General features: G+C 44.4%; 13 protein-coding genes, 3 tRNA genes and 1 pseudogene. 3 read left to right on the top strand and 14 right to left on the bottom strand.

Features of this window, described 5'->3' with window-relative positions; translation table 11 throughout:
• Positions 1 to 45 precede the first annotated feature (45 nt).
• The 4 genes from AAEO50_RS01130 to AAEO50_RS01115 form a co-directional block, all read right to left on the bottom strand.
• Entirely contained in the window at positions 46 to 966 is a 921-nt protein-coding gene (locus tag AAEO50_RS01130) for a gfo/Idh/MocA family oxidoreductase (RefSeq protein WP_341979512.1), read from the bottom strand.
• Between the two features lie 33 nt (positions 967 to 999).
• Positions 1,000 to 1,803 carry a carbohydrate ABC transporter permease gene (locus AAEO50_RS01125; RefSeq protein ID WP_341979510.1) on the bottom strand — a complete coding sequence of 268 codons (804 nt, stop codon included), beginning with the start codon at positions 1,801 to 1,803 and terminating at the stop codon, positions 1,000 to 1,002.
• Between the two features lie 23 nt (positions 1,804 to 1,826).
• On the bottom strand, positions 1,827 to 2,777 hold the full coding sequence (locus tag AAEO50_RS01120) for a carbohydrate ABC transporter permease (RefSeq protein ID WP_425383135.1): 951 nt from the start codon (positions 2,775 to 2,777) through the stop codon (positions 1,827 to 1,829).
• A gap of 74 nt (positions 2,778 to 2,851) precedes the next feature.
• Entirely contained in the window at positions 2,852 to 4,108 is a 1,257-nt protein-coding gene (locus AAEO50_RS01115; protein WP_341979508.1) for a sugar ABC transporter substrate-binding protein, read from the bottom strand.
• Positions 4,109 to 4,491: 383 nt separating this feature from the next.
• Here AAEO50_RS01115 and AAEO50_RS01110 point away from each other — a divergent pair, with 383 nt between their 5' ends.
• Positions 4,492 to 5,136 (top strand): YesL family protein, encoded by a 645-nt coding sequence (locus AAEO50_RS01110; protein WP_341979506.1) that lies wholly within the window; start codon positions 4,492 to 4,494, stop codon positions 5,134 to 5,136.
• 327 nt (positions 5,137 to 5,463) lie between these two features.
• The gene (locus tag AAEO50_RS01105) at positions 5,464 to 7,689 is read left to right on the top strand and encodes an FIMAH domain-containing protein (RefSeq protein ID WP_341979505.1); all 2,226 of its coding nucleotides are present in this window, start codon (positions 5,464 to 5,466) and stop codon (positions 7,687 to 7,689) included.
• Between the two features lie 204 nt (positions 7,690 to 7,893).
• Here AAEO50_RS01105 and AAEO50_RS01100 read toward each other — a convergent pair whose 3' ends face one another.
• From AAEO50_RS01100 to AAEO50_RS21365, 5 genes and pseudogenes are all read right to left on the bottom strand, one after another.
• On the bottom strand, positions 7,894 to 9,495 hold the full coding sequence (locus tag AAEO50_RS01100; RefSeq protein ID WP_341979503.1) for an FAD-dependent oxidoreductase: 1,602 nt from the start codon (positions 9,493 to 9,495) through the stop codon (positions 7,894 to 7,896).
• Positions 9,482 to 11,116, bottom strand: a complete 1,635-nt coding sequence (locus AAEO50_RS01095; protein WP_341979501.1) for an alpha-glucuronidase family glycosyl hydrolase — start codon at positions 11,114 to 11,116, stop codon at positions 9,482 to 9,484. Before AAEO50_RS01095 ends, AAEO50_RS01100 begins: the two co-directional genes overlap by 14 nt.
• A gap of 34 nt (positions 11,117 to 11,150) precedes the next feature.
• Positions 11,151 to 12,023, bottom strand: a complete 873-nt coding sequence (locus AAEO50_RS01090; RefSeq protein WP_341979498.1) for an ROK family protein — start codon at positions 12,021 to 12,023, stop codon at positions 11,151 to 11,153.
• Positions 12,024 to 12,297: 274 nt separating this feature from the next.
• Positions 12,298 to 12,471 (bottom strand): annotated as a pseudogene (locus AAEO50_RS21370) (Ig-like domain-containing protein); the annotation flags it as partial.
• Positions 12,449 to 12,778, bottom strand: coding sequence for an Ig-like domain-containing protein (locus tag AAEO50_RS21365; protein ID WP_425383130.1), 330 nt, complete (start codon positions 12,776 to 12,778; stop codon positions 12,449 to 12,451). The pseudogene AAEO50_RS21370 and the gene AAEO50_RS21365, both read right to left, overlap by 23 nt.
• 8 nt (positions 12,779 to 12,786) lie before the next feature.
• On the opposite strand from AAEO50_RS21365, the gene AAEO50_RS01080 reads away from it, so the two are divergent.
• Positions 12,787 to 13,314, top strand: a complete 528-nt coding sequence (locus tag AAEO50_RS01080) for a LysM peptidoglycan-binding domain-containing protein (protein ID WP_341979494.1) — start codon at positions 12,787 to 12,789, stop codon at positions 13,312 to 13,314.
• On the opposite strand, the gene AAEO50_RS01075 is transcribed toward AAEO50_RS01080, so the two are convergent.
• The 5 genes from AAEO50_RS01075 to AAEO50_RS01055 form a co-directional block, all read right to left on the bottom strand.
• The gene (locus tag AAEO50_RS01075; RefSeq protein WP_341979492.1) at positions 13,233 to 14,657 is read right to left on the bottom strand and encodes a PQQ-binding-like beta-propeller repeat protein; all 1,425 of its coding nucleotides are present in this window, start codon (positions 14,655 to 14,657) and stop codon (positions 13,233 to 13,235) included. The genes AAEO50_RS01080 and AAEO50_RS01075 overlap by 82 nt on opposite strands.
• Before the next feature lie 164 nt (positions 14,658 to 14,821).
• Positions 14,822 to 16,018 carry a HAMP domain-containing sensor histidine kinase gene (locus tag AAEO50_RS01070; protein ID WP_341979490.1) on the bottom strand — a complete coding sequence of 399 codons (1,197 nt, stop codon included), beginning with the start codon at positions 16,016 to 16,018 and terminating at the stop codon, positions 14,822 to 14,824.
• A 314-nt stretch (positions 16,019 to 16,332) separates the two neighbouring features.
• Positions 16,333 to 16,406: transfer RNA gene (locus AAEO50_RS01065), tRNA-Gly, on the bottom strand.
• 22 nt (positions 16,407 to 16,428) lie between these two features.
• Positions 16,429 to 16,502: transfer RNA gene (locus AAEO50_RS01060), tRNA-Trp, on the bottom strand.
• A gap of 123 nt (positions 16,503 to 16,625) precedes the next feature.
• Positions 16,626 to 16,706 (bottom strand) — tRNA-Tyr (locus AAEO50_RS01055).
• Positions 16,707 to 16,816: the final 110 nt, after the last annotated feature.

Genomic DNA, 16,816 nt, shown 5'->3' with positions numbered 1-16,816 from the left:
TGGAGCTAGACAAATAAAAATAGAATTCGGGCAGCAACCTGAATTCTATTTTATTTTTTCCAACATGTTGTTCATATCCACCCGTCCCCCGGAACCACGACTTTCGTTGGCCGCTTCAAGGAAACGAATGATCTCAAGAGTTTCCTCAAGCTTGACTCCCGGCGTTCCGCCATGGAAAAAAGCGATGACCGCTTCCAGCAGGCTGGCGTAGAACGGCTTGGAATCAGCAGCCACATTTACATACTCCGTTCCTTTTTCAAAGTGGACAAGTGCTCCGAACTGCTGGCTGCCTGAACGGGTCCCCCTGACTGTCCCAATTCTTCCGTCCTTCCACCATCCGACGATGCAGTCATGGTCATCATTTGAGTGAGTGGTGACGGTTTCGGCACCTCCACCCAAGATTGTGAAAAGCATTTCAACTGCATGGATCCCATACCAGAAATATCCTTGACCTTCCTGAAGTTCCATGGGGCCGAAACAATCAGCGCCGATGATTTCACCTTTATCAGACCGGGATAACACGTTGCTTAATCCCTCTGAAAAACGCAGCGCAGAGGCACTCATGATCGGTGTATCGTATGTTCCCGTTAATGCAGCCATTTCTTCAGCTTCCGCAGATGACAAACTGAAAGGTTTATCGATAAAAATAGGCTTCTTATACACGATCAATCTCTGTAATTGCTCCAAATGGGTGCCGCCATCGACGGACTCCAGTAAGATAGCGTCCGTCCCCTCTGCTGCTTTTTCAATAGTCTCCACTATTTCAACCCCATATCGGCGGACCTCTTCTGTAAACCGATCAATCCTTTTAAAGCTTAATTCAAAGTCAGGCGAGCCTCCCGGAAAGGCCTGTGTGACTCTCCCCCCCTGAACATGATGGTCCCCGCCTGAATCGTTCAGTAATCTAGTAAATACTGAAGCATGTGATGTATCTAAACCCACCATGCCGATTTTAAGGTTTTTCATTTTTATAGCCGCCTTCTCACTAAATATCTGAATCTACTTAAGTCCGGACATCTGGATTCCTTCAGTGAAATAACGCTGGAAGAACAAGAATATCAAGAAGGTGGGAATGAATGAGAGGGTCGATCCGGCCATCTCAATTCCGAAGTTCCCTTCTTTCCCGAGGATCGATGCCAACCCCACTGTCACCGGGAACATCTCTTCTCTCGTCATATAAATCAGCGGCTGGAAGAGATCATTCCAGTTGGAGATGAATGAAAACGTACCGACCGTCGCTACCACAGGGATCGATAACGGCAGAATTACCTTAAAGAACACTTTGATATCATTCGCCCCATCGATGCGGGCAGCTTCTTCCAAGTCATTCGGGATACTCTGCAAGAACTGGCGGACGAGGAAAACACCCATGATTCCCCAAAGCTCAGGGATGATCAATGCCCAGTACGTATTGATCCATCCGAAGTCTGCAAACATGATGTACTTTGGAATGATCAGCAGTTGCTGCGGAATCATGATAACAGCCATGAATACCCAGAAGATGACTTCTCGTCCTGGAAATTGTTTTTTTGCAAAAATGTATCCGAGGATCGCACAAAAGATCATTTGGCTGAAGACAGGTATAATCGTAATGACAACAGAGTTGAAGATCCATCTGACGAATAGTCCATTTCCAATCAAGTACGTATAATTACTCAAGGTTGGATCCTCAGGTATCCAGAATAACGGATCCAATAACGCATACTGCATTTCTTTAAATGAACCTAAAGCCATGATGATAAACGGCAAAAGGAAACTTAAAGCTAAAATCGCTAAAGCGAAATATTTAATGATTTTACCCATTGCTCAACCTCCTCTACCTTAGATTAATAATACTTCGTTTCTTGCCCCATATACTTTCTCTGAATGAGGGAGATGACCAATATGATAAAGAACAACACGTAGGAAAGAACAGCTGCGTAGCTTAAATTCAGCCCGCCGAAACCTTGCTGGTACAAATAAAACACAATCGTCGTTGTCGCATAGTTCGGACCTCCGCCCGTTAAAAGGAAAGTGGAATCGAAGATCTGGAACGAACCGATTGTCGTAACAATGGCCACATAGAAATGAATCGGCTTTAACAGCGGGAACGTAATCGACCAAAAAATACGAAAAGGCGTCGCGCCGTCGATTCTAGCTGATTCATACAGTTGCTTATCGATTGACTGCAGGCCGGCAAAATAATAGATCATCGTGCTTCCAGCCACTTTGAATATACTGAGTCCTGCCAGAACGATCAGGGCCTGGCTTGAATCGGATAAAAACAGTTGCGTATCAAAACCGAACAGGCTCAGAAGATAGTTCACCATTCCCGATTCAGTACCTCTGAATAACCATCCCCAAATCCCTGCGATGATGACAAAGGATGTGACGACCGGCAGAAAGAAAATCCCTTTAAAAAATCCTTTCAACCACACACCCGAATTGATGATCAATGCAAGAATCAATCCCAGTGCCATTGTAGGAACAATATAGTAGATGGAGAATAGAACCGTATTCCAGATTGCTTTCCATGCCAGTTTATCTTCCAGGAATCTCATCCAATGCTTCACCCCCACAAATTCAGGGTCACCGATAACCTTCCAATCTAAAAATGTAAGTACAAAACTGAACGCAAACGGGAATATTTGAAAAATCAAGAAATGAATTAACGTTGGGATCAGAAAAATGTACACAATGGCATTGCGGTCCCATTCACGCTTGATTCGTGTTTTTAAAGGTAATTTTTTATTTTTCACTTTCAGTTCACGCTTAACCGTTTCTGTACTAATCAGTATAATCACCTTCTTTATGTAAGTTAGGAAACAGAGAGTACCAATCTCATAGAGACCAGTACTCTCTGTCTAAAACTCTATTGTTTGGCAAGTTCCGCCTTGATTGCTTCCGCTGCTGCATCCGCTGCTTCCTTCGGTGTTTTCTCCCCTGCCATCATCGTCTGTACCTCAGCCTGAATACCAGGCATGATGGAACGGCCGATCGGGTGGATGACTCCTGGCTGCGCATACTCCGTATACTCTGCAAGCTGACTTAAATATTTCTGATCATCGAAGATATCTTTTGCTGACTCACGAGATGGTATATATTGTGTAACCGTATTAAATTTACGTTGGTTTTCAGCATTTGTTACCACTTTGATAAACTCTGCTGCTGCATCCGGGTTGTCACTATTTGATGGAACCACGAACATTCCCGTAGTACCATACGTTGCCTGTTCTTTATGCTTAAGCGGCGGAGCGATGACGAAATCCAATCCACTCTTTTGAAGGTTTGTCAAAGAGATACCTGATCCATTTACTGCCAGTATTTTGCCGGCATTCCACAACGCATCGTGTTCCATAGCCGTAACTGAATCTTCTGGAACCCATCCCTTCTCATACATCTTATTAATGAATTCAAAAGCTTCTACTCCTGCTTCATTGTTGATCTTCACTTCATCATCCTGTGTAATGACCTCTCCTCCTGCTTGCCATAAGAATGGATACAATGTTCCGTTCATAGAACCTCCACCCTGATAGCTGAATGCGTAAAAGCCTTTATCTTTAGCTTTTTTAGCCCATTCAGAGAACTCTTCCCATGTTGCCGGCAGCTTTTCGGGGTCTTCTCCGATTGCTGCAATAACTTCCTTATTGTAGAAAAGCGATTCTGCTGTTTGGAGAATAGGAAGACCGTATGTCTTATCCTTCCATTTTGTCGAAAGCACTGCAGTATCAACAAAATCATCCATATCGTTATCCTTCAAGTATGAATCCAGTTCAAGAAGCATCCCTGCATTTGCATATTGAGGCATTTGGTCAGGGATGGCATAAAATACATCCGGACCGTTATTGGCAGCCAGGGCTGTTAATACTTTTTGATCCCGGTTTGCCCAAGGAATCGTCTCAATCTTTACGTCCACATCAAATTTTTCCTTATATGAAGCAACAATTTCATTCCACATCTTTTTCTCAGCATCTGCATCACTCGTATAAGGATGGACCCAAACGGTGATCTCGCCGGAAACTTCCCCGTCTCCTGCTTTCCCGCCTGTCTTTTCATCTTTTGAGCTGCATGCGGCCATCAGGATGAGCCCCATGACCAACACTAAGAGAAACGTCAATTTCTTTTTCATGAATGAACCCCTCTTCATTTTTATTTTTTTTATGGTTCTTTCTTGTCAACTACCGATGTTGATTTTCGTACAAAACTTCGCTTTCCGCAGGCGAAGCCTGCCGTGATCCCCATCCACCCCCTAGGAATTCTGCCAGTCTGGTAAAGCGCTGTCATTTCCGAATAGCTTTTGCAGAATAAAAAAAGTCCACCCAACACGATTCAGAATTGTAAAAATATTCATAAGCTTTCTTCAAGTCTAATTCGTTTTTTTAAAAGAGACAAGTCTCTTAAATGTCTTTAATAAAATCAAGACGTTATTTTTGAAAGGATTTTGAATGTTGAGAAAATGATTGCAATCTTTTCCACGACTGACGTATAGTAGTTCACAAAAGGGGTGAAAAAATGGGAGGATGGGATCGATTTAATACAATCGTTTTCGGAATGCTGAAGCTGGCATATCTTAACCTGCTGTGGATGTTATTTACTTTCATCGGCCTGTTGATCTTTGGGTTTTTCCCTGCCACGACAGCGATGTTTACCATTGTGAGGAAATGGCTGCTCCGGGAAGAAAACCTTTCTGTATTCCCTGAGTTTTGGCGTACATATAAGAAAGAATTTTTAAGGTCGAACGGATACGGACTCATTTTTATGGTCATCGGGTATATCCTATATTATGATTTCACTTTCATTGGCCTCAATAGTGGAAAACTGACCTTTTTGGTGCCGGTACTCTTGCTGATCTTGATCTGGTACATCATTACCCTGTTATTTTTCTTTCCGGTCTATGTCCATTTTGACTTACCGTTTTTCAAGACATTGAAACAAACTTTGCTGCTCGCTTTGACTTCACCGCTTGAACTGATTCAAATCGCTGCGGCATGTGGAATTCTATATGGCGTTGCCTCTCTTCTGCCCGGTACAATCCCCCTGTTTACAGGTAGTGTCCTTGCCGTCGCCGTGATGTGGATCGGCCTGAGGGCTTTTGAAAAAGTGGGGAGAAAGAAACTGAACAGTGTGAACACTGAGCAGCGTAATAGTGAATGTTAACCGTTACCGATTGGTGGCGGTTTTTTTTCTATTCTGTTATTTAAGAAAAAACGGTTACTAAGAACCCTTCCTCACTATTCCACCACAGGTCATATTACCCATCTAACATTACGACTATTTAAAGACTTGTTTCCCAGGTTCTAAATCTATAAAAATAGGAATAACAGCATGCGGAACTTTCACAACGGACAGGCATTAACCATCTAAGGAATCTCTTATACACAGGAGGATAGGTACTTTCATTTAGTTAGAAAGGCGGTGTAAGGCACAGAGATCATTTTTACTAAAAAGGAAAAGATGAATTGAATTTACAGAGGAGATGGAAGAATGAAAAAGAAAGTGAAAGTGTTTTGTTTTATCTCATTGGCTTTCGTCATGATGGTCGGTTCGATCTTCACCCCTGCCGGGACGGCCGATGCAGAAACGGGAAGCAACTTCGGAGATCCAGTCAATCTCGGTCATCAAATGGAAAGTGTGGCCGTTTATGATTCTGCCTATGGAAAGGAAAATGGCCACGATGTCATGTATACGACCGCTTCCGGAAGTCCCGCCATTTTTCAGGTAGTGGATCTCGAAACTCAGGAAGTGCTGAGAACGTATCCTCTTGAAGGGACCGGTGCCGTATGGACACATATCACGGTTCCGAATGGGAACGTATATATCGGAGGAAACGGAACTTTATACGAGTACTCCCCCGAGACACAGGAGGTTAAAAATCTCGGCGGAATAGGGGAAAGCGTTGTCTATGGTTTATCCTACGATGAAGAAGGCCGTGTCTACTTCGGGTCCTTCCCGAACGCCAAAGCAGGTATGTATGACCCAAGCACAGGCGAAATGAGGGATTACGGAACGGTTGCCCCCGGCCAAAGCTATACCCGATCAACTGCTTATCACGATGGGTATCTTTACCTTGGGGTCGGAGTTGACAACCGTCTCGTGAAGCTTGATGTGGAAACAGGCGATTACGAAACGATCCCAGTTCCTGATCACGTCACCCAGGGGTCGAGTGTATGGCAGATGGATGCGTTCGGTGACTATATCGTGGCCGGTGTAGGCGGCGGTGATAACTCGCTTCTGTTCTACAATACCAATACGGATCAATGGGAAGATACTTACTATGAAAATAACAAAGGCCTCCGTCTCATCCAGGGACTCCCAGGCAGTAATAAGGCTTATTTCCAGCAGAGCGGTCGTATCATGGAAATTGATTATGAAACCCTGGAAACTCGTGATACCGGAGTTAGGTTTGGCACTTTCATCCGCAATACCACCTGGGTGGAACTTGAAGGGGATCCCGATTTTCCGGGCTACTCATTAGTTACCGTTCAATTCGGCGGACAAGTGACATTCATGAACCTTGAAACCAAGAAAGTAAAAACGATTCAATATCCAATAGCAGGAAATCCGATTCCGATCCAGACCCTTGAAAAAGGACCCGACGGCAATATGTATATGAGCGGGTATCCGGGCGGAAAAGGTGCTGTCTACCGTACGGATGACGGCACTTCAGAGATGTTCACACTCGGGCAGGCGGAAGGAATGGCAGCCATTGGGGATAACATGTATTTCGGCGTGTATCCAGGGGCGGTCATCTACGAACTTGATACCACCCAGGAGGAACTTGAAAGGCATGAAATCTTTGATATCCCCCATCAGGACAGACCGTTCGAGATGGAGCCTGTGAATGATAAGCTCTATATCGGCACCATCCCTGATTACGGAAAACTCGGCGGATCACTGACGATCCTTGACCCGGCTGCTCCTGAAAACGCTCAGGTATTTGAAAACGTCATCCACAATCAGGCCATTGTCGCTCTAGCTGAAAAAGGGGACAAGCTGTACGGCTCCACCACGATAGCAGGCGGCCTTGGAATCGATCCAACGGAAGAAGCAGCAAAAGTCTTCGTCTGGGATTTGGAGAACAATGAGAAGGTCACTGAATTCGCACCTGACATCCCTGGACTGGACTACAGTCCACGCATGATCAGCGGCATGAGTGAAGGTCCCGACGGCCTGCTGTGGTCGGCTGCGGACGGCACGATCTTCGCCATGGACCCCGAGACGTTGGAAGTGGTGAAAAGCAAAACCATTTATGAAGATGTGAAACATTACGGCAGATGGCGCCCGATCCACATCCGCTGGGATGACAACGGCATCATGTATACCACTTTGGCGGGTAATTTGACGGCAATTGATCCCGTTTCCCTTGATTTTGAAACCCTGGGTACAACAGAGCTCGCTACAGTCGGCAACGACGGAAATATCTATTATGCGGACGGAACTGACTTAATGAAGATCGAGGTGCTGGAATTCACACTGGAATCCGCGAAGGCACTCATCATCGAGGAAGGGCAAAACGGTGACTTGAAGAAATCTGTTGAGAAACAGCTGGTCAACTCATTGAAGCAGGCGATCCACTACCGCGATAAAGGCGAAATGAATGAAGCCAGGAACTATCTGCAAAAGGCGCTGGATCATTTCAACGCGGCCAAGGAAGAAGATGTTGTAAACGATTTAAACATCAAACTCGCTCTTAAAACAATCGAGTTATAATTAACGTGAAGAAAACCCGGGCGGTGCTGAGGCACTGAGCCGGGTTATTTTTTATTGTATGAGGGGCTACTACAATTTGTTTACCGACGAAAAATCGTGTTTGGGGACATTTATTTGGATTTACGGAGATTTTTTCAGGTTTGCGGACGAAAAGACGGGAATACGGACAATTTCTATGATTTACCGACAATTCGACAATATTCCTCAATTTCCGCCACCATGACCGAACGTCTTTTTCATACGTGTTACGGGATCATCCTCTATATCCTCGTCCCACGCCAGGACCTGGCCAGATTCCAGCAGGACTTCTTTCAACCGATTATAATGCACATCTTGAACAGCCGACCCCTGTAGAAAAGCCAGGCTCACCGCGGCCCCCGCAGACTGACCCATGATCATGAATACCGGTTCCATCCGGATGGAACCAAAGGCAATATGGGAGCTGGATAAGCAGACAGGGACCAGCAAGTTCGAACATTCTTCAGAATTCGGCCGGATCGAACGGAAAGAAACCGGATAAGGTGAAATCGGAATCTCCACGTCCCCCTCATTTACGCACGCCCCATCCTTGACGACCCTCCTGCAGTGATGGGAATCCATTTGATAGGAAGCCAGCCCGATTGAATCCTCAACAACGGTCTGACCCAGACAATTCCGGTCAGTCATTATATAGTCCGATATCATCCTCCTGCTTTCCCGGATATACAGCTGATGTGGCCAGTGTCCGGTCTTCGTAAATTCATCTTTCGAAAGACCCCATTCAGCGACCTCTTCCCGGATGGGCTCCGGAACTCTTTTGTCCTGACTCAAAAAGTAAAGCATGCCGAGATTATAGTTGAAATGCTCTTGAAAAATGGCTTCCCTCTTTTCATAACTCCCGTCTGGCCACTCATGATTCTTCCCGATGAAATCGGTCGATACCGCTCCATAATTATTCAAGTCGGATTTGCCAGTGGGGAGCATGATATGGAGATTCATTGCGTCCCACACGCCGGCCTGTATATACCGCAGCAGCAATGAAAAGCTGTCCGTGTCATATGACGGGGGTTTGGGAAATGGGATACGATTTTCAGGGTCCTTTGTTAGACAAATGCGGAAATTATACGCTTGAATCTTGTGATCGCCATGCCCTTCTTTTTCCGTACCCGGCTCAAGCTCTTCCACTCCCTGCAGCAGTCCGCTCTCTTTGTCGCCTTCTATCACATAAGGATCGACCGGAACTTCGAATTTATGATGAGGTTCGCCAAACCGTACCCCATTATAGGTCTCTCCGTAAGTCGAGTTCGATTCCCGGCCCACCATATAGGAAACACCCGCCTTTGCCATGATATCCCCTTCATAGCCTGCATCCACGAAGAAATCCCCTATAAAGACGCTTCCATTTTCCATGATGATTCTCTTAATCTTCATTTTCTCCATTTCCACTGTTTCAGGATGCTGATTATAGTAGACCGGGATTTCATACTCAGCCAGCCAATTTTTAAAAACCGAAGCTGCTGCTTTAGGCTCGAAGGTCCACTGTTCTTCTTTACTATAGTAGTTCCCAATTCTCTTATAGAACTCTCTCGAAAGACCGCCTATTGCTTCTTTTGCACCGAAATCCGTCGCCCCCAGCCCGCTGGCTGTGATCCCGCCGATGTGACGGCCGAATTCGGCGATCGCAACGGTAAGTCCCATCTTCTTTGCCTGGATAGCACATGTGATTCCTGCCGGGGTGGCACCGTATACGATCAAATCTTCTTTAACCATATATGGATGCTTCATTTTTTTGGAAGGTTCATAATATCGAAGATTACTGAAGTCCATCGGCGTCTCCCCCCATCCAGCCGCGCTTACACTTTAGAGCAGCTTTTTTTACGTAATCGAAGTAGATCAGGAGCATTTCTTCATTTGTGAATGAACAGTAATTATCTTTATTTTGAATGGCGAGCAAATCTTCGCTGCCAACAGGCGTATGCTTTTCAAGAAAATCGATCATTTCATCCAGGAAGCTGACGATTTCCTGACTGTGATGAATCTCCTTCACTTTTTCAGGATCCACTACACGTGCCGGGAACAATGGGACATTCCACGCAGTATGCTTAGCCATGATGATTTCTAATTCAAGTAAGATTGAGAAGTATTTTTCACCAAGTGAAGTACGGTAGGCATCAGCCAACACGCTGTATTCCTTCCCCCAGCTCAGTCCTGCAAATATGAAGTTATTCAGCTGATGAATCCATTTCCATGGGTAATCAGCGGTTCCTTCGGATGAATGCGGCTTTATGTGACAGGGAACGATCAGGTTCAGGATGCCATCGACCTTCAGTTTCTTGTAATCGGCTATATCTTCTTTCATCCTGCTCAGCAGCGGCGGGAATAGTTCGCTTAACATAAAGTGGTCGCTGTAATATTCTAGTACCGTAAAACTTCTTTCCGTTTTCGCCGTCTCGGTTCTCCAGTCTATTAAACTAGCTACTGCCCGCTTTTGTTCCGGTGTTGAATGATGAATCGACTGAGAATAATCCCTTCCCCAATAGGCATATAATACATCCGCTTCCCGTGAGGCCTCTGTTCCGGAGATGCGCTCGAGCATGTTCCATTCAAGCCCTGCATTATAAACAATATGTTCCACTTCTACATTCAAGCTTGTTAATGATGCCTTTAACTTTTCGCTAAAAGCAATGTAGGCCGGCATGAATTCTGCGTTCTCTTCTTTATCGATCCCAACGTCTTCCGGCCATAAGGACACCCTTGTTACGACCTCCGATTCACGGCAGATGTCCACAATCCGTCTGATTACCTGCTCCTGCAAACTGCTGTCTTTCAGTAAATGAAGTGCTTTGTTTCCTTTTTCTCTAATTAAAAACGCAAGACTGTGACCGCCGAGAGTGACATTCACACCGCGTTTCACCAGTTCTCCTTCTACATACTTATGTATCTTATCCCATAGAAAAAAAGTGAAAAAGAACTCATTCAGCCCGTTTTTGACTCCCCAGTCGATCAGGAGGTTTATGTAAATGGGGTCATCCACCGTTTCGATGATATTGCCGCGTCTTTTGAATAAAGGCTCCTCCAGACAAGCAGCACTTTGAGGGGAAGGGTTTTGCCGTTCTTCATTTAGTTGAATCCAGCTATAACCTAGCTTCTTCGCGCAAAAAACATACACGCCGTATAGTAATGAACGTTCTTCTTTTCCTATAATCCACACCTGTCCTTCTTCTTCGATGATCGCAAACCCGTCCTTCTTCAATGCGAACGGATCGGCACACCATTCCGAGGAGTTATACTCTTTTTCAAGCATCATGTAAATATTAGCCTGTTCGTAATTCGCAGCGCCGTCACTATGTATAACGGTCTCTATGCCTGCACTACGGAACAGTCTTCTGAGTTCCTCCACTGCAAAAAGGGTAGTGACATGATCATTAAAATAGAGAATAGTCTTCATATTAAAAACCTCCTGTCTTTCGGCAAAAAGCCCTCTAGTTTTTCTGCATAAAATGATAGACGGCCCCGATCATACCCGAATGGTTCTGGTGTTTCGCTAGTACAAGTTCCGTTCGATTATAGAAAGTTTCCTTTGTATATTTTTTCACCTCTTCTTTGATTTCTTCGAGAAACACTTCACCCCTCAAGGCAATTCCTCCTCCGATGATCACTTTTTCGGGATCGAATATATAGATGAGATTGGAAATCCCGACAGCTAAATGTCGATAAAACACAGCGACGGCTTTCATTATTTTGGGATCTCCCTGATCATATGCATCAAAAATTTCCTTGCCAGTCCATTTCAGTTGACTCTTGTATTCTTTAGCCATTTTGATCAGGGCCGGGAAGGATGCTACTTTCTCAAACTCCTCCCCTTCAATTCTCATATATCCCCACTCTCCTGCGCTGTAGGAGTGGCCGGAGTGAAGCTCGCCGTTGATGATGATTCCCCCTCCTATTCCCGTGCCGACAGTCAGCATGATGAAGTTGTCCGCTCCATGATTTCCGATCCAGTGTTCGCAAAGAGCTGCACAGTCAGCATCGTTCCGGACTTCCACAGGTAATTTTACCTTTTCGGAAATGAGTTTCTTAAGCTCAAGCCCTTTATAATTTGGAATGTTTTTACTCTCACCAAGAATAATACCTCTATCAACATCAACCCTGCCGGCCGTACTGACCGCGACACCTTTAACTTCGTACTCATCAAGCAGGCTGCGGCTCAGCAGAATCAGCTTCTGTACGAGGGCGGGACCGCCAAGGTGAGCCTCCGTATCAGTGAGAAAACACGCTGACACAATCCCATCCTCTCTCACAATCCCATACTTTATATGGGTTCCTCCAATATCAAATGCAATATATTGTTTCATGATATTCTCCTCCAAAGGCGGTTTAGGAGCACAGGTCCAGGTATTTAGTCATTAGCCTTTGCCTCATTTGGAAATCCTGCCCTGCTCAAACTTGAGTCCATGAATTCCCTTTTAATTCCTCCATCTTAACCATAGCTTCATTCCTCCGTCCTTAAAATGACTTTAAAGGAGAGAAAAAAGAGAACCTCCGTTATCTAAGTAAGGCAATCCACTATATAATATGAAGGAGGTATCCTCAAAGCTGCGCTTTATGGATCCCCCCCTTTCTTCCTTATTATTTTTTCTTCACCACTACACTACTTCCCTTACTTGTATTCTTCGAATAATCAGTTGCCGTTATCTTAAGTTTCGTTCCTTTTTTCTGTTTTTTGATTTTGACTGAGTAATTTCTGCTCTTACTGGCTTTTGCATAACCTAGCTTTTTCTCACCTGTATTTACTGTTACTGTTGCCTGAGGGCTCTGCTTTTCCGGTTACTTTTATATTGCAGTCATACACAGTTTTTACAGTAGGGGCGGCTGGTGCTGTTTTATCAATAACGGTGACAGTTTTTGTTTTGCTTGTATTTTTTGCTTTGTCTATTGCCGTTACCGATAGTTTTGTCTTGGCTTTTTGTTTACTGATTTCCACTGAAAATGTGCCTTTGCTTGTCGCCGTACCTGTTCCAAGGGTTTTATTACCTGCTTTTATCCTGACCTTAGAACCAGCTTCCGCCTTTCCTGTTACTTTAAAAGAATGCGAAAAGCTACAAAACAAAGCTCAGCGTGACATTCATCAAAGATATGTATTACTTCCTTGGGGAGAACCCGCCTGTCAAAACTGATCCTCCAAGCAAAATAAACACTTACAAAGTTAAGAGCGGAGATACCCTTCCCGCGATTGCAAAGAAATTCGGCACAACAGTAACCAGCCTGAAAAAGCTCAACAATTTAAAAAGCGACCGGAAATATGTCGGGCAAATGTTGAAGATTACTGGAACTGCTTCTAAGCCAGTCAACAACGACAGCAAGGTTCCTGCAAAAACGATTTCTTATAAAGTAAAGAAAGGGGCCACCCTTTCTGCCATCGCAAAGAAATATAACACAACTGTAAGCAAACTTAAGAAAGCAAACAAGCTCATCAGCGAACGCATTTATGTCGGAGAAACCTTAAAATTCAATAAAGAAAAAGGGGCGTATCCCCCTTCTGCACCAGGATACGCCCCCCTTCCTCATTTTTTCTTCCTAACTTTTAAGATAACCAAACCGGCAATGATGATGCACGCCAAAACGATACCAATCGGAATTCCGTAAACAAGTCCGTAATACTCAAAGGCTGAAGCTTCCGGACCGCTTGCATCCCCTTTTACATCATCAAACTTGTCCAATATCTTATCCGTTGGTTTAACGGTAACATTTCCGTCCTGACTACCCGCAATCAGGTGGTTATTTATAAGTACCGGCCCTGATGGTGCAAGCTTACCCCCAAACAAATTCTTGCCAAGCAGCTTGCCGGATGATGTATCAAATGCATAAACAAGCCCTTTTACATCCATAAAGTAGACAATATCCTTATCCGCTGCAGGAGGGGCCTTCGTGACATTACTGTGGTATCTCCAATTATTCTCACCAGTTTTGGCATCCAGCGAGTAAAATTTCTTCGTAATCGGGCTTCCTACATAAACGGAATCCTTGTATATAACTGGTGCACCCGATTTGTTGTTTGGAACCATCTCTCCAACACCCAGGCTTTTTTCCCAAACAATATTGCCATTCTTAGTATTCATTGCGTATATTTTATGATCGTAGAGCTGCTTGTCAGATTGGTCTCTTCCTGATGCCCTTTTTACTATTTCTTTATACGCTGCTGCCAAGCCATGATGATCATATACTTCTTTCAACCCAATCTTCTTTTCCGTTTCTTCTACGCCCGTCGTGATGACCAAATCTTTGTATATGGCAGGCGGCACATCATCCAGACCAGACATGACTTCCTCAAGTTCGGTCTTCCATAAGATTTCTGTCTTATTCAAATCGACCGCAAAGAAAGTATACGGCTGCGGCCTGCCACCGCCGACATACAGAACTCCGTCTTTTATATTAGGCGACGACATACTCACTACATTCCCAAGATTGAGTTTCCATTTTTCCTTCCCGGTTGCCGGATCAACACCATACAAGTGGCTGTCACCTGTCGTTATGTATACGGTTCCCTTATTATAGGCAGGTGTCGGCATTACTTCTCCCTTTGTCTCAAAATTCCAGAGTATCTCACCCGTCTCAGGGTCCAGGCTCAGCAACCCGCTTTCTTCCGTGCCCCTGGTCCCATCTTTTTGAAAAAAACGGTTCCCATACCCTACAAACAACTGATCATCCACGTAAATGATTTCCGAATGGATCCAGTTAGGGGCTTTGGACTGCCAGTTCAACTTGCCGCTGATTAGGTTGTATGAATATATATCTCCGCTGTTGTGATTTCCTATAAAGACATTGTCTCCAACCACTACAGGTGTTGATCGAATTTCATTTTCAGTTTTTAATTTGAGGTTCAAAGAATCCTCTATACCCTCTCCATCGTAAACAGCGTTGTTTTCTGTATTTAGCCGGTATTGTGTCCATTCATCAGGCCCAAATTCCGCATGAATAGGGAAAGCCAAGCTGAAAAATAATAAAAATGTTATACATAATCCCCTTAGAAAATTCCGTCTCATTTCGTAAGTCTCCCTCTTATACTATATTTTCTCATTATATCAAAAAAGGGACAGGTACAGAGTCACGCTCCATGAACGGGACTTGGTACCTGTCCCTGTTGCCCGCTCACTCATACGAGAAGGAAGCGGACGGTGACAGTGGTGCCTATTTCTTTTTCACTTTCAAATTCTATGGTGCCGCTGAATTTTTCAACAATATTATAACAGATCATCAACCCAAGGCCCGTCCCTTTGCTTTTCAGCGAATAGAACGGGGTTCCGAGGCTTTTGACTTCATTAATAGTCATCCCCTTTCCGTGGTCGGTCACGGTGATGATGACTTCACCTTTATACTTTTGCGCTTTTACAATAACTGCTTCACTATGAGGGGAAGCTTCAATGGCGTTCTTAATCAAATTAACGAACAGCTGCTTGAGTTCAATGGAATTTGCATTCACCGAACACCCCTCTTCCACCGACAGCACAATACAGTTATCGTTTGATAGTCCATACATTTTCAAAAGCTCCGTGACATCATTCAACACGACTTGAATATCCACACAATCCAGCGTTTTTTCTTGATCAGGCTTGGCAATGGACAAGAACTGCGAAATCACATGCTCGGCAGTATGGAGCTCATCGATCATTAGGGAAAGATTCCGTTTAAAGCTTTTATTAACCTCCGGGTCCTCCTCGTAATATTGTAAAAATCCCTTTACAACTGTAAGTGGATTCCTAATTTCATGCGCTACGGCTGCCGCCATCTGTCCCGTCGTCTTCAGCCGCTCAGCCTGCTGCACCTGCTCATAGTACATTCGCTGTTTTTGAATCCGTACATTCGATAAATAAAAAATAAAATAAAGGATGACCTGACTAGCAATAAAGTTCACGACGTTACCTGCTATATCTTTGTAAATGTATAAGTAAGCTTGTCCTTTATCAACTATGCCTATGTAAATGAATGCAGCCCCTATGAAGAGGGCGTTTAACACAAGTGAGAAATAGAAAAGCCACTTGTCAAAAAAGAGGATGGACAAAGCAGGAACAAAACATAATAATACAAATCCCGACCACGTTTCCGGGTAGAAATAGAACAAGCTGTAAAAATACCCGGTCGACGCAATGACCGTTGTGTATCTGATCCAAGGGGTTTCATACTGAGGGTATAGCAGCAGACAGGCAGATACAATGACCACTATCGCTCCGTGTATGATAAAACGTACATTAAATGGGTTATCAACCACCACTCCCATCACCATCAAGACGATAATGCCGGAAACAATTATGTAGTAATTCCTTTTCTGTATCTCATTCTGAAATTCCCTCATCGCCTTCACCCGCTAGTAAATTATTATTCTTCCGTTCGATGTTGAGTCATAGTAACTATCTTACAAAAATGGGGAATAGTCAACCAGAGTAAGGGGAAAGGCTCTGTCCCTTGAATATCAATTAAACATTTGTTCAGTTTGGCAACAGGCTCATATTCCATGGTAAGAGATGTTAACCAAACGTTTGTTTAAAATTAAGGTTCGAAACACCACCACGCCTTAACAGATGAGCCTACAAATAAAAAAAAGGTCCGTTCCTCTACTTCCTCTTAAATGATAAGGAAATACAGGAACAAACCCTTTGAGTTTGCTATTGGAGCGGGTGATGGGAATCGAACCCACGACATCAGCTTGGAAGGCTGAGGTTTTACCATTAAACTACACCCGCTTAGATTGAGTTTAAGGATTTATGGCAGGGGCAGTAGGAATCGAACCCACACCAAAGGTTTTGGAGACCTTCGTTCTACCGTTAAACTATGCCCCTACAAAATGAAATTTGTTAGTGAAAATTTATTACCATTCGCTCTGCGCGTAATGCTCCGCTTCGCTGCGCAAATGTTAAGGAAGCTTCTTTTCACTCCGCTGACGCTCTGTGAAAAAAGCTAAATGGAGGGGGGCAGATTCGAACTGCCGAACCCGAAGGAGCGGATTTACAGTCCGCCGCGTTTAGCCACTTCGCTACCCCTCCATGAGAGAAAAAATAAATATGGCGGAGGAAGAGGGATTCGAACCCCCGCGGGCTTTAACACCCCTGTCGGTTTTCAAGACCGATCCCTTCAGCCGGACTTGGGTATTCCT

This window comes from Rossellomorea oryzaecorticis, assembly GCF_038405515.1.
Classification (GTDB): Bacteria; Bacillota; Bacilli; order Bacillales; family Bacillaceae_B; genus Rossellomorea; species Rossellomorea oryzaecorticis_A.
The sequence above is the reverse complement of the archived record's forward strand: the minus strand, read 5'-3'. Positions and strand labels throughout refer to the sequence as shown.